Below are 13562 nucleotides of genomic sequence, written 5' to 3' on the forward strand. Positions count from 1 at the left end.
CCGAACGAGTCCGGATCGCCGGACGGTGATCGGGAAATCGATCGCGGTCACTGCGGCCTCTGTGGTCACTGCGCGTCGCGGATCGCCTCGTTGAGCGCCGGCACGACCTCGTGGAGGTCGGCGATGACGGCGTACTCGGCCTTCTGGATGATCGCGGCCTCGGGGTCGGTGTTGATCGCGAGGATGGTGTCGGCCCCCTTGCAGCCGACCATGTGCTGCACCGCGCCGCTGATCCCGCAGGCGATGTAGAGGGTGGGCGAGATCTTCGCGCCGGTCTGGCCGACCTGGTCGTCGTGCGGGCGCCACCCCTCGTTGACGGCGGCGCGGGAGGCACCGACCGCCCCACCGAGGAGGTCGGCGAGCTCCTCGAGTTCGTCGTAGCCCTCAGGTCCGCCGACGCCGCGGCCGCCGCTCACGACGACCCGGGCTTCGCCCAGCGGGACGCCCTCCTCGTCGGACTCCTCGTAACGGTCCACCTGCACGCGGAGGTGTTCGTCCGCGAGGTCGGGCGTGACCGCGTGGACGGACGGGTCGGCGGGGTCGGCGGCCGGTTCGAAGCCGACCTCGTGTTCGGCTGCGGTGAGCAGCTTCGGGTCGCCGCCGAGGAGCGCCTCCTCGATGAGCGTGCCACCCCACCGCTGGCGAGTGAGCGCGTAGCTGCCGTCCGCGTCCGGGAGTTCGACCGTGTCGCCGCCGACGTCGGCATCCGCGTCGACGGACTCGACGGCCAGACAGTTGGCCGCCATCGACTGCCCGCGGCTCGCGGCGACCCGGGAGAGAACCTCCTGGCCGCGGTCGCTGCCGGGCGCCACGACCGCGTCCGGATCGCGGTCCGCGACGACCGCCTCGACCCCCGCGGCGTACGCTTCGGGCGCGTAGGCGTCGAGACGGTCGTGGGAAACGACGTGAACGTCGCCCACGCCGTACTCGCCGAGATCGTCGGCGATGGCGTCGCCGATCGATCCGCCGGCGTCGCCGCCCGCACCGGCGCCCTCGCCCGGACCGGCGACGTCGAAGACGACCGCCTCGAGCGGTTCGTCGGTCCGGTCCGCGACGTCCCGGGCGAGCGTGACCGCCTCCAGCGACGACTCGGTGGGGGCGTCGCCGTCGGTCTCGACGATCGCGAGGACCATCTACAGCACCTCCACGTCGTCCCGCAGCACCTCGAGGACGTCGTCGGCGGCGTCGGCACTCTCGCCGAGTATCTCCGCGGCGCCCTCGTCGTCGTCGGGGGATTCCAGCCTGACCATCTCGAGGCAGTCGGCGCCGGCGGGCTCGGGGGTCGCCGACGCGACCTCCTGTTTGCGGGCCCGCATCTTCGAGCGCATCGAGGGATACCGCGGCTCGTTGAGCCCCTCCTTGACGGCGATCACCGCCGGGAGGTCGACCTCGTAGACCTCCTCGCCGCCCGCCACCTCGCGCTTGGCGATCGCGGTGCCGTCCTCGACGTCCAGCGACTTGATCCCGGCCACGAACGGGCGGTCGAGCCGGCTGGCCAGGTGGGTGCCGACCTGGTAGTTCGCGGCGTCGGCCGACTCGTTGCCGACGAGCAGGACGTCGAAGTCGGTCTCCGCCTCGGCGACGTAGTCGGCGATCGCGGTCGCGGTGTCGACCGGGCCCCACTCCCCGTCGCCGGTCTCGAGCAGGGTGGCCTCGTCGGCCCCCATCGCCAGGGCGGTCCGAAGCTGTTCGTCGGCCTCCTCGGGGCCGAGGGTGAGCGCCGTCGCGGTCCCGTCGCGATTCTCCGCGATCCGGACCGCCTCCTCGAGGGCGCACTCCTCGTGCGGGCTCATCGTGAACCCGAGGGTGCTCGTGTCGATCCCCCGCTGGTCGTCGGTCAATACGATCTTCGCGCCGGTGTCCGGCACGCGTTTGACGCAGGCGAGTGTGTTCATGCGTGGTGGGTGTGATGGTGGTCGTGTGTGGTAGCCGTGGATGGTCGGCGGAGCGGTCGATCGAGGCGGGGCTCGGCCGGGATGATCGCATCCGGCCGGGTCGGACCGGTCGCAGTCAGCCGGGTGACCGCGTCCGGCCGGACTGCCCCGATCCCGCAGCTTCGCTAGCTCCGGATGCGCTCGTTGTCGGGGTCGAACAGCGGCCGGCTGCCGGCGACCTCGACGGTGACCGGATACTGCTCCCCGAAGTACTCGACGGACAGCTGCTGGCCCTCCTCGGCGTACCCCGGCGGGAGGTACGCCATCAGCAGGTGCTTCCCGAGGCTCGGAGCGGTCCCGGCGCTGGTGACGTACGATTCGCGTCCCTCCTCGTCGACGATCACCTCGCCGTCGGGGTCGAGCACGGGCTCGTTGCCGAGCATGAACCGGCGTTCTCCGGTCTCGGAGAGGTGGTCGTCGACCGAGAGGGTACACAGCGTCGCCGCGTTCTCCTCCTCGATCGCCGTCGCGTACGCCTCCTTGCCGATGAAGTCGGCGTCCTTGACGCCGTGGAAGGTCAGCCCGGCCTCGGCGGGATCGTACTCGAGCTCGAGCTCGTGGCCGTAGAGGCGGTAGCCCTTCTCCATCCGGCCGGTGGTTCCGTACACGCCCATCCCGACCGGGCGGACGTCGTACTCCTGGCCGGCCTCCCAGAGGGTGTCCCAGAGCCGGCCGCCCTGCTCGCTAGGCGCGTAGATCTCCCAGCCGCGCTCGCCGACGTAGGAGATGCGCAGCGCCCACGCGTCGACCTCGCCGATCGTGATCTCCCGGGCGGTGTAGGGCGGGAACGCCTCGTGGGACATGTCCTCCTCGGCCACCGAGTCGACCAGGTTTCGGGCGTCCGGTCCCCAGACGCCGAGGGTACACAGCGAGGAGGTCTGGTCGACGAGCTGGACCGAGCCGTCCTCGGGCAGGTGGTCCCGGAACCAGGCCTTATCGGCACCGCCCATCCCGCCGCCGGTGATGACCCGGTAGCGGTTCTCCCCGACCCGGACGATCGACAGGTCGGAGACGAAGCCGCCGTTCTCGGCGAGGATCGGCGTGTACACCGATTTCCCGACGTCGACGTCCATCCGGCCGACCGCCATCCGCTCGGCGAACTCGGTCGCGCCGGGACCGACGAGATCGAAGATGGTGAAGCCCATGTCCCCGACCATCGCGACCTTGTCACGCATGTGCAGATGCTCGGCGAGGATGATCGGCGACCACCACCGCGAGTCCCACTCGTTGGGACGGGTGAGCCCCGAGAGCGCCTCGTTGTATCGAGTCAGCAGGTCCCGGTTCGACTCGAACCACTGGGGGCGCTCCCAGCCGGCCGACTCGAAGAACCGGGCGTCGAGGTCCTCCTGTCGGTCGTGGAAGGGGCTCGTCCGGAGCGGGCGCGAGGACTGCCACTGCTCGGACGGATGGACGATCCCGTAGATCTTCTGGAACCCCTCGTGGGCCCGGTTCTTCACGAACTCGCGGGAGGTACCGTACTCGTAGAACCGGTTGACGTCGGACCCGTGGATGTCGATGTCGGTCCAGCCGCGGGTCATTCGTTGGGCCATCGCCTCGCCGATCGCCGGTGCCTCCTTGATCCAGATCGCCGCCGCGGACCAGAGCCCGTCGACGTCCTGTAACTCCCCGAGCAGCGGCGCCCCGTCCGGGGTCTGTGAGAGCAGGCCGTCGATCTCGTGGCGCACGCCGGCCTCGGGGTCGTCGAGCAGCTCGGGAACGATCTCGAGCGCGTCCGCCATCGACTGCTCGAAGGCGTCGTCGGTGAGCGGGGGCTGGGTCGGCGACAGCGGCGACTCCTCGATCGACGGCACGTCCTCGACGTCCCAGAGGATCGGCCGGTGCTGGTAGGAGCCGACCTCGAGGTCGTTGCCGTGCTGACGCTCGTACATCTGGGTGTCCATATCGCGGACGACCGGGAAGGAGATCTCCCCCTCATAATCCTCGAAGAAGGAGATCGGCCCGACGCTCACCATCTGGTGGACCGCGGGCGTCAGCGGGATCTCGACGCCGGCCATCTTCGCGAGCTTCGGGCTCCAGAGCCCGGCAGCGATGACGACCTCGTCGGCCTCGATCGTTCCGCGGTCGGTCTCGACCGCCGTGATCTTCCCGCCCTCGACGTGGAGGTCGAACACCTCCGTGTTCGGCGAGAGATGAAGCCCGCCGTCGCCGCTGCGTTCAGCGGCGGGGATCACGTCCTCGTCGGGTTCGAGGTCGCCGGCGTCGGCCGGGTCGACCTCGCCTGCCGCGATCGCGTCGGCCCGCGCCCGCATCACCTCGCCGGCCCGAAGCGGGTCACACGTCCCCGCACCGGGGCTGTGGAAGCCGGCCTTGATGAGGTCGGTGTTGACGTACGGCACCATGTCCTCGACCTCCTCGGGCGTGAGCAGCTCGCCGGGCTCCCCCCAGGACTTCGCCGACTGGACGCGGCGTTTCAGCTCCTCGACGCGCTCGTCGGTGCGAGCGACCTCGATCCCGCCGCTGTTGGTGAACGTGTCGAAGTCCTTGTACTGCTCGATGCTGCGCCGGGTGAGGTGGCTCATCTCCTTGGAGTGCTCGACGGGCATCAGGAAGTTCGACGCGTGGCCCGTCGATCCGCCGGGATCCGGAAGCGGTCCCTTGTCGATGAGAACGATGTCCTCCCGGCCGTACCTGGCGAGATGATACGACAGGCTGTTCCCGACGATCCCGGCGCCGAGGATGACCGTCTCCGCGCTCTCGGGCAGGTCGCGCTCGCTCATCGACGCTCACCCGTCCGGATCGTCGATCGGTGGGTCGTAGACCGATATCGATGGGTCGACCGGTATCGATGGGTCGACCGGTATCGATGGGTCGACCGGTATCGATGGGTCGTCGATCGACGGATCGATCCCGCGTCGAGGTCTATGTCATTGGCTGTCGATGTCATACTCGTTCGAGGATCGATCCCCGGACGACATTAAAAGACCGCCTCCTTCGGGATCGGTCCCGCGATCACCGGTCTCGACCACACAATCTATCACTTTTCGCATATTTCGTGTTTCCGGTTCATCCGTATCGTCTTTCCATGTCGGATGTATCCCGTCACGTCGGACGTGTCGCATCACTTCGGACGCGTCACGTCGGAGATACCGCGTGTCGGCGATGCGATCGCCGATCACGAGCCGTCGATCGATGCCGCGGTGGCCACGGCGGCCCCGACCGCCGCGACGTTCTCGGCGACGTCGTGGACCCGCACCAGGTCGACACCCCGTTCGGCGGCCAGGGCCGTTGCCGACACCGTCGCCGCGAGACGGTCGGGAGCATCCCCGTCAGCGGCACCGGCCGTCTCCGAGCGGGCTCTCGATCCCACTCCGTCGAACATCGACTTATGGGAGTGGCCGACGAGCACGGACGTGTCCAGCGCCCGGAACTCCCCGAGGCGGTCGAGCAGTTGGAAGCTCTCGCTCGGGTGCTTCCCGAACCCGAGACCGGGATCGACGATCACGTCCTCGCGGTCGATCCCCGCCCGTTCGGCGAGCAGGAGCCGTTCGCGAAGCTCGTCGAACACCTCGTCGACGACGTCGTCGTAGGGATACCGCTCCGCGGGATCGACCGGCGCCGAGAGGCTGTGCATCACGACGACCTGACAGCCGGCCTCGGCGACGACCGCGCGCATCCGGGCGTCGGCCAGCCCGGTGACGTCGTTCACCACGTCCGCGCCCGCCTCGAGGGCCGCGCGGGCGACCGACGGTTTCCGGGTATCGACCGACACCGTGACGTCGAGATCGGCGAGGCGCTCGATCACCGGGACGACGCGGTCGCGCTCGACCGCCGCGGAAACGGGGTCGGCGTCGGGGCGCGTGGACTCGCCGCCCACGTCGATCACGTCCGCGCCGGCCGCGACCAGTTCGCGGCCGCGCTCGACCGCCGCAGGAACGCGGCGGTATTCGCCGCCGTCGTGGAAGGAGTCCGGCGTGACGTTGAGGATCCCCATCACCGCCGTGCCGTCGGCGTCGGTGCCCGCCTCCGATCGCGTTGCCGCGATCGACGATCCGCCGTCACCGACCGCCCCGTTCAGATCGCGATCCACCGCGGTCGCGATGGCCGACGCGAGTCGGCGATCCGCGGGCGATGACTCGCGGAGCCGGGTCAGAAACACGTCGAATCGGGCTCGCGTCCCCGAAAGTACGGTCTCAACGTGTCGGTCCGGGGCGTCGAGGCCGGAGACGACGCCGGTACCGCCGAGGTCGTCCATCGCGTCGGCCAGCTCGTGTGCCGTCCCCTGTCGGACGTGGACGCGAACCGTCAGTCCGGAGAACCGGTCGACGTGACGCTCGCGAGCCGACTTCGGGACGTTCGCGCTTCGCATCACCGACCGAGCGCGGGCGGGAGTGTCGGCGCGCACGACGCGTGGCGCACGCGTCCACCGATCGCGGGCCTCCGCGACGACGTACAGCGATCCCGTGATCAGCACGCAGTCGTCCGGGTCGGCCGACGCGAGCGCGCGCTCGACCGCGTCGAGGACCGAGTCGTGGCGTTCTACGGCGTTGAGCGCGCTCGCCGCGCGATCGGTCCCGGCCACCTGGTCGAGGGCCGTCTCGAGCGTCTCGACGTCGGCGGCGCGCTCGACCGCGGGCGCAGTCAGGTGGATCCGGTCGGCGTGGGGCAGCGACCGAGCCATTCCGACGTGGTCCTTCTCGCGCACCGCGCCGAGGACGAGATGGAGGTCGTCGTGGTCGAATCGGTCGAGAGTGTCGGCAACCGTCGCGCAGGCGGCGGGGTTGTGCGCCCCGTCCAGCACCACGAGCGGCTCGGCGGAACACACCTCGAAGCGGCCCGGGACGGTCGTGTTCCGGATCCCCGCGACGACGTTCGCCGCGGTCGGTTCGACGTCGGCAAGCGCCGGTTCGCGGCCGAGTTGGGCCGCGAGAGCCGCGGCGACTCCGGCGTTGACCGCTTGATGGGCGCCGATCAGTTGCGTTCTCGTTTGGACGTCGAGATCCGGTCCCTCGATCGAGACGACGGACGCGGGCGGGCGGCGGTCGGACGTCGCCGTCTCGGTCACGCGAACGTCGGCTGCCTCCGCGCCCGTTCCGGCGTCCCGGCCGACGGTGACGACGTCGGTCACCTCGCGGATCGCGGCGAGAGCATCCCCGGTGGCGCCGGTGACCAGTGGCACGTCGGCGGGCGCGACCTGCGCGAGATCGCGGGCGATCGTCGGCAGGTCCTCGCCCAGCACGTCCGTGTGCTCGTGGCTCACGGACGTGACCGCGGCCGCGACCGGATCGACGACGCTCGTGGCGTCGTAGCGCCCGCCGATCCCGACCTCGAGCACCGCGATGTCGACGTCACGCCGGTCGAAATGCCACAGAGCGAGCCCGGTGAACGCCTCGAAGAACGTCGGCTCGGTGCCGTCCGGCGCGGCCGCGACCGCATCCACCCACTTGTCGGCGACGAATCGGACGATCTCCCGCTCCGGGATCCGCCGCCCGTTCACCCGGATCCGGTCCCGAAGGTCGTTCAGATCGGGCGAGGTGTACAAGCCGACGTCGGCGCCCGCCTCCCGGAGCACGCGGGCCAGGACGCGCGCGGTGCTGCCCTTGCCGTTCGAGCCGGCGACCTGCACGGCCGGGACCGCCGTTTGGGGGTCGCCGAGTCGCGCCAGCAGGGAGGCGGTCGCATCCGTCCCCAGGTCGGGGCGAAGATGCGGCAGTTCCTCCAGGGCGGCGACCGCCTCGTGGTACTCCATACGGGAGCGGTCCGTGCGGTCGCCAGTAAAGACTCCGCCGCGCGGCCGTTCCACCGAGCCGGAGCACAACGTGTCAGTTATATGGTTTGTGTGGCTTCGATTCGGTCGTCGTACGGAACGATCGGGGACGGATCATCGGGGTGACGTCACGTATGGATCCGATCGAGCCGGAATCGGTGCGTTTCGAACGCGCCGGTAACTATGACTACTGATATTTCTGATACGTATGGGAAGTATTGATAACGCGCACGCCGGAACGATTCGAACACGATGGCACCTGACACGGACGCCGAGGACGACGCGTCGTTCCCGACCGACTACGAGATCGCCGACGCGGCCGAGACCGAACACATCGCCGACGTCGTCGAACCGTTCGGGCTCGACCGGGAGGATCTCGAGCTCCACGGGGAGGACAAAGCGAAGGTACGTCTCGACGCGATCGAGGAGACCGTCGCCGAGCACGAGGCAGACGGCAAGCTCGTGCTCGTCACCGGTATGACGCCGACGCCGCTCGGGGAGGGCAAGACCGTCACGACGGTCGGGCTCGGACAGGCCTTCAACCGGATCGGCAAGGACGCGCTGGTGGCGATCCGCGAGCCCTCGCTCGGACCGGTCTTCGGCGTCAAGGGCGGCGCCGCCGGCGGCGGCTACTCGCAGGTGCTCCCGATGGAGGACATCAACCTCCACTTCACCGGCGACCTCCACGCGCTCACGGCCGCGCACAACCTCATCTCGACGATGCTTGATAACCACATCAAGCAGGGCAACGAGCTCGACGTCGCGGTCAACTGGGTCAATTGGCCGCGCGCGATGGACATGAACGACCGCGTCCTGCGCGAGACCGTGATCGGCCTCGGCGGCGACGTGACCGGCGTCCCCCGCGAGGACGGGTTCATCCTCACGGCCGCCTCGGAACTGATGGCGGTGCTGTGTCTGGCCGACAGCCTCGCGGACCTCAAGGAGCGCGTGGCCCGGATCATCGTCGCCTACGACGGCGACGGCGACCCGATCACCGTCGACGACATCGACGCCACGGGGGCGGTCACGATCCTCCTCAAGGACGCGATCAAGCCGAACGTCGTCCAGACGATCGAGGGGACGCCCGCGTTCGTTCACGGCGGCCCCTTCGCCAACATCGCCCACGGCACCAACTCCCTGATGGCCGACCGGCTCGCCTCCCACCTCTCGGAGTACCTCGTGACCGAGGCCGGCTTCGGGTCCGACCTCGGCGCCGAGAAGTTCATGAACATCGTCTGCCGGTTCGGCGAGATGGAGCCGGACGCGGTCACCCTCGTGGCCTCCGTCCGGGCGCTGAAGTACCACGGGCAGGATATGTGGCCGCCCGAACTCGACGAGCTCGAGGACGAGGACGTCGCGGCGGTCGAGCGCGGCTTCGAGAACCTCGACAAACACGTTCGGAACCTCCAGCAGTTCGGCGTCCCGGTCGTCGTGGCGATAAACCGGTTCCCCGGCGACACCGACGCCGAGGTACAGGCGGTGGTCGACCACTGCGAGGAGGATCTGGGGGTCCGCGTCTCGGAGTCGACCGTCTTCAGCGACGGCGGCGCGGGCGGGGAGGACCTCGCCGAGAAGCTCGTGGACGCCGCCGAGTCGGACTCCGACTTCGAGTACCTCTATGAGGCCGACGTCCCGATCACGGAGAAGATCGAGACGATCGCCACGGAGATCTACGGCGCCGACGGCGTGGAGTACCACGGCGACGCCGAGGAGGACATCGAACGACTCACCGACCTCGGGTTCGACGACATGCCGGTCTGTATGTCCAAGACGTTCCACTCGCTCAGCGACGACCCGAGCCGCAAGGGCGCGCCCGAGGACTGGACCCTGGAGGTGACCGAGGTCTACCCGTCGACCGGCGCCGGGTTCCTCGTCGTGCTCACCGGCGACGTCCTCACGCTGCCCGGCCTGCCGGCCGAGCCCGCGGCCGCCGGCATGGACATCGACGAGGACGGCACGATCTCGGGGCTGTTCTGAGCCAGGCGGCCGCAACCGGGCGATCGTCTCCTGCGTCAGTCCGAATCCGAACGGTTCGGGTCGTCGGCTGTCTCGAGCGCGTCCTCGAGCTCCGCGACCGTTCCCTCGAGCGACTCGACCCGGTTCCGGAGGGTCTCGTTCTCGCGGGCGAGGTGCGTGAGTGTGTCGTCGATCCGCGCCAGTTCGTCGGTGATCTCGATGAAGGCGAAGCCGGCACCGAGCCCGATAAGCAGGCCGATGACGCCCGCCGAGAGGAAGCCGGCGACCGCGGCGACGAGGAGCACGATCGCGTCGATCACGTCCTGACCGTCGATCGGAACCCCGATCAGGGGGAGGGCAAGGGGCATACCGCGTTGGCCTCCGTCGCGAAGTTCCTTAAAAACCGTGTCGAGTGGGTTCCGCTCCGCTCGTCGTTGCCCCCTCGCTGACGACGGTCACCCGACGATCGTCGTCGCGCGATCAGCTCGCGTCGGCGACGACCTCGATCTCCAGGGCTGCTCCCTTCGGAACGGCGCCGACCTCGACCGCGCTTCGGGCCGGTGGCTCCTCCTCGAAGTGGGCGCCGTAGGTCTCGTTCATCTCCTCGAAGTCGTCGATGTCGCCGAGGTAGATCGTCGTCTTGAGCACGTCCTCGAGGCCGAGTCCCTCGGACTCGAGGATCGCCTCGACGTTGGCGAGACAGCGCTCGGTCTGGACCGAGACCGGCTCGTCGTCCAACAGCTCGCCATCCGGCGTCAGGGGGAGCTGGCCGGCCGTGAACAGGAGGTCGCCGTTCGTCGTCGCCTGGCTATACGCGCCGACCGCGGCGGCGGCGTCGTCGGTGCTGACGAGTCGCTTCATACGCTCCCGGATCGAACCTCCCGGTGCAAATACGTACCGTTCGCTCGCCGCGAGCCCGCCCCACGCTCGATCGGAATCCACAACATATCAATATATTATTATTTCGTTGAACAACGGTTTTCAATGTTCGATTCGACGGAGGATGGAAAAATATCGACGGACTGCAACGTGTTCGTCCGGACTTTCGGATCGAACCGACGCGATCGCGTAAACCCTTATAAGTCGCTGTTGAAAACACGTTGACAGTGTCTCGCTTCCACACAGGGCCCTCGGCCGGGATGTCGATCGACCCGTTCGGCGAGGCGGGGATCGAGGCCGTTCACGAGGCGTCGATCCGCGTCCTCGAGGAGCTCGGCATCCAACTGGACCACGAGCGGGCCCGTGCGGTGCTGCGGGACCACGGGGCCGCGGTCACCGCGGACGACGTCGTCCGGATCCCGCGGGATCTCGTGGCCGAGGCGGTCAAGCAAGCGCCGGCATCGTTCACGCTCCACGCCCGGAACCCGGACCACGACGTCGTCGTGGGTGGCGAGGGACCGCCGGTCCGGGCTCCGAGCTACGGTCCCGCGACGATCCACACGGCGGCCGACGGGCGACGCGACGCCCGCCTCGCCGACTACGAACGGCTCACGCGGCTCGCGCAGGCGACCGACGTCATCACCTGTGCGGGGTATCACCTCTGTCAACCTGCCGACGTCGACCGCAGCGATCGCCACCTCGCGATGCTCGATCGGTCGCTGACGCTGTCGGACAAGCCCGTTCTCGGGCCGACGTACGGCGCCGAGCGCGCCCGCGAGGGGCTCGAACTCGTGGGGATCGCGACCGACGATCCGGACCTGTCGCGACCGGTGGTCGCCGGGCTGATCAACACGGTGCCGCCGCGACGCATCGGGACGGACATGCTCGCGGGGTTGTTGGCCTATGCGGACCGTCGACAGCCGCTCGTGGTCTCCTCGTTCACGATGGCCGGCGCCTCCGGCCCGCCGACGTTGGCGGCCGCGATGGCGCAGGCGAACGCGGAGAACCTCGCGGCGATCACGCTGGCGCAGCTGGTGGCACCGGGAACGCCGGTCGTCTACGGCGTTCCGTCGGCGGTCGTCGACGACCGGTACGGATCGCTGTCGATCGGCGGCCCCGAGTCCGCGCTGTTCGCCGCCTTCGCCGGCCGGATGGCGGCCCGCTACGGGCTGCCCTCCCGCGGCGGCGGAAGCCTCTCGGACGCCAAGCGGGTCGGCCACCAGAGCGGCTTCGAGTCGACTCTCGTCGGCGCTGCAACCGCGCTCGGCGGGGTCGACTTCGTCCTCAACGCCGCGGGCATCCTCGAGTCCTACTCGGCCGTCTCCCCGGAGAAGTTCGTCCTCGATTGCGAGACGATCCGGGCGATCGACCGGCTTCGAGAGGGGATCAGGGTCGACGCGGAGACGCTCTCGCTCGACCGGCTCGCCGCGGTCGACCCCGGGGGACACTTCCTCGAGGACCTCGAGCCCGAGTCGGCGGCGAATCCGCGATTTTATCGGTCCGCCGTCGTCGACAAGCGGTCCCACGAGGCGTGGGCCGACGACGGGGCGCGGACGGCGTTCGAGTCCGCGACCGATCGGGTCCGGACGCTGCAGGAGTCCTACGATCGGCCCCCGATGAACGAGGAAATCGCCCGCGACGTGGCGGCGTACGTCGACGATCGGACCGATCTGGAGCCGATCGCGGCGACCGACGGCGAGCGAACGGGACGGTAGTCGGCGGCGAGCGAACGGGACGGTAGTCGGCGGCGAGCGAACGTGGCGGTAACCGGCGGATCGACGATCCGGATTCCGATGCGTGTGCTTATATACGACGATCACTAACCTTACGTCAATGGACTCCGCGGTGTTGCTCGATCTCCTCGGCAACGAGAACCGTCGACGCATCCTCCGCCTGCTTTCGAAGAAGTCCTGTTACGTGACGGAGATCTCCGAATATCTGGGCGTCAGCCCGAAGGCCGTGATCGACCACCTCCGGAAGCTGGAGGAGGCCGGCCTCATCGAGTCGACGACCGACGAGAAACGCCGCAAGTACTTCCACATCTCCCGCAGCCTCCGGCTCGAGGTCAACGTCTCACCGTACGGGTTCGGCGCCAAGAGCGCCTATCCGGCGAGTCCCGGGCTGGACATGTCGGGGCGGTGTCCCCACCTCTCGATCGAGATCGATCCCACGGAGCCGACGGCGTCGGAGGACGGAGCGACGGATCCCACGGCCATCGAGGAGTCGGCCGAGTTGGCCGACCTCGCGATGGAATACGACCGGCTTCGGGATCTCGACCGGGAACTCTCGCTGGCACAACGATGGGTTCACGGCCGCATCGAGGCCGTTCTCTCGCGGATCGACGACCGGTTCGGCCTCGACGCCGACAGCCAGTTCTACGTCGAGGTCATCGCTGCGGTGATCGAGACCGACGGGACGCCGGAGGCGGTCGCTTCCGAGGTCGGGACCTCGACGGACGTGATCGACGACGTCCTCTCCCGGCTCCACGGCGCCGGGTTGCTCTCGCGTGACGGCGATCGGTTCTCGGTTCGGTGATCGCTCCGTCCGGTGATCAGCCGCCGATATCGCGTGTGAGTCCGTCGCGGAGATCGCGGCCGAAGTAGTACCCGCCGATCGACAGGACCACGCCGAGCACCGCACCGAATCCGGCGACGCCGACGCCGTACTCCCCCAGAAATCGGACCCCGACCGGGAGAAAGCCGACGGTGAGAAGCCCGAGAAGGGCCGTGGCCGCGCCGATGAGGAGTCCAGCCAGCCCCGTCTCCAGGTACCGTCGGTCGGCGAGGACCGCGCCGAGCAGGAACGCCGTGCCGGCGATCCCGACCGCCCGGCCCAGGGTCCCCCCGACGATCGGAACCATCCCTCCGAGGAACCCGCCGACCGCAAGGGCGAGCGCGGCGACCGCGAAGGCACGCACGCCGAACAGCCGGCCGCGCATTCCGATCCGGGACCGGCCGCCCGCCGCCCCCCGTTCGTCGGTGCCCTCGGCTGGCGGATCGACGTCGATGGAGGTATCCATACGTCCGGTTCGGCCGGTATCGTCTTGGCTCTTGTGCCGGGCGAGCGAC

The 13562-nt window shown here is 69.2% G+C and carries 10 protein-coding genes; 3 read left to right on the forward strand and 7 right to left on the reverse strand.

Annotated features, from left to right (window positions below; all coding sequences use genetic code 11):
* Positions 1 to 65: 65 nt before the first annotated feature.
* The 4 genes from BLW38_RS11495 to folP form a co-directional block, all read right to left on the reverse strand.
* A complete protein-coding gene (locus BLW38_RS11495) occupies positions 66 to 1133 on the reverse strand; it encodes an electron transfer flavoprotein subunit alpha/FixB family protein (protein ID WP_092817369.1) in 1068 nt (355 codons plus the stop codon).
* Entirely contained in the window at positions 1134 to 1895 is a 762-nt protein-coding gene (locus BLW38_RS11500) for an electron transfer flavoprotein subunit beta/FixA family protein (protein ID WP_092817370.1), read from the reverse strand. It lies immediately after the preceding gene.
* A 164-nt stretch (positions 1896 to 2059) separates the two neighbouring features.
* Positions 2060 to 4672 carry a GcvT family protein gene (locus BLW38_RS11505; protein WP_092817371.1) on the reverse strand — a complete coding sequence of 871 codons (2613 nt, stop codon included), beginning with the start codon at positions 4670 to 4672 and terminating at the stop codon, positions 2060 to 2062.
* Positions 4673 to 5067: 395 nt separating this feature from the next.
* Positions 5068 to 7641, reverse strand: coding sequence for a dihydropteroate synthase (gene folP, locus BLW38_RS11515; protein WP_092817373.1), 2574 nt, complete (start codon positions 7639 to 7641; stop codon positions 5068 to 5070).
* A 270-nt stretch (positions 7642 to 7911) separates the two neighbouring features.
* Between folP and BLW38_RS11520 the strand changes: the two genes are divergently transcribed.
* A complete protein-coding gene (locus BLW38_RS11520; RefSeq protein ID WP_092817374.1) occupies positions 7912 to 9636 on the forward strand; it encodes a formate--tetrahydrofolate ligase in 1725 nt (574 codons plus the stop codon).
* Between the two features lie 35 nt (positions 9637 to 9671).
* Here the strand turns inward: BLW38_RS11520 and BLW38_RS11525 are convergent, their stop codons facing one another.
* Together BLW38_RS11525 and BLW38_RS11530 are read right to left on the reverse strand one after the other, a co-directional pair.
* Entirely contained in the window at positions 9672 to 9983 is a 312-nt protein-coding gene (locus tag BLW38_RS11525) for a hypothetical protein (protein ID WP_092817375.1), read from the reverse strand.
* A 112-nt stretch (positions 9984 to 10095) separates the two neighbouring features.
* A complete protein-coding gene (locus BLW38_RS11530; protein WP_092817376.1) occupies positions 10096 to 10476 on the reverse strand; it encodes a Rid family detoxifying hydrolase in 381 nt (126 codons plus the stop codon).
* Positions 10477 to 10721: 245 nt separating this feature from the next.
* On the opposite strand from BLW38_RS11530, the gene BLW38_RS11535 reads away from it, so the two are divergent.
* Both BLW38_RS11535 and BLW38_RS11540 read left to right on the forward strand, forming a co-directional pair.
* The gene (locus BLW38_RS11535; RefSeq protein ID WP_143040871.1) at positions 10722 to 12209 is read left to right on the forward strand and encodes a trimethylamine methyltransferase family protein; all 1488 of its coding nucleotides are present in this window, start codon (positions 10722 to 10724) and stop codon (positions 12207 to 12209) included.
* A gap of 118 nt (positions 12210 to 12327) precedes the next feature.
* Positions 12328 to 13029, forward strand: coding sequence for an ArsR/SmtB family transcription factor (locus BLW38_RS11540; RefSeq protein ID WP_092817378.1), 702 nt, complete (start codon positions 12328 to 12330; stop codon positions 13027 to 13029).
* A 16-nt stretch (positions 13030 to 13045) separates the two neighbouring features.
* On the opposite strand, the gene BLW38_RS11545 is transcribed toward BLW38_RS11540, so the two are convergent.
* Entirely contained in the window at positions 13046 to 13513 is a 468-nt protein-coding gene (locus tag BLW38_RS11545; protein WP_143040872.1) for a hypothetical protein, read from the reverse strand.
* Positions 13514 to 13562 lie beyond the last annotated feature (49 nt).

This window comes from Halopenitus malekzadehii, from assembly GCF_900108505.1.
Taxonomy (GTDB): domain Archaea; phylum Halobacteriota; class Halobacteria; order Halobacteriales; family Haloferacaceae; genus Halopenitus; species Halopenitus malekzadehii.

Coding starts and splice junctions, on each gene's coding strand:
- BLW38_RS11495 (WP_092817369.1), bottom strand. CDS start 1,133: ATGGTCCTCGCGATCGTCGAGACCGACGGCGACGCCCCCACCGAGTCG.
- BLW38_RS11500 (WP_092817370.1), bottom strand. CDS start 1,895: ATGAACACACTCGCCTGCGTCAAACGCGTGCCGGACACCGGCGCGAAG.
- BLW38_RS11505 (WP_092817371.1), bottom strand. CDS start 4,672: ATGAGCGAGCGCGACCTGCCCGAGAGCGCGGAGACGGTCATCCTCGGC.
- folP (WP_092817373.1), bottom strand. CDS start 7,641: ATGGAGTACCACGAGGCGGTCGCCGCCCTGGAGGAACTGCCGCATCTT.
- BLW38_RS11520 (WP_092817374.1), top strand. CDS start 7,912: ATGGCACCTGACACGGACGCCGAGGACGACGCGTCGTTCCCGACCGAC.
- BLW38_RS11525 (WP_092817375.1), bottom strand. CDS start 9,983: ATGCCCCTTGCCCTCCCCCTGATCGGGGTTCCGATCGACGGTCAGGAC.
- BLW38_RS11530 (WP_092817376.1), bottom strand. CDS start 10,476: ATGAAGCGACTCGTCAGCACCGACGACGCCGCCGCCGCGGTCGGCGCG.
- BLW38_RS11540 (WP_092817378.1), top strand. CDS start 12,328: ATGGACTCCGCGGTGTTGCTCGATCTCCTCGGCAACGAGAACCGTCGA.
- BLW38_RS11545 (WP_143040872.1), bottom strand. CDS start 13,513: ATGGATACCTCCATCGACGTCGATCCGCCAGCCGAGGGCACCGACGAA.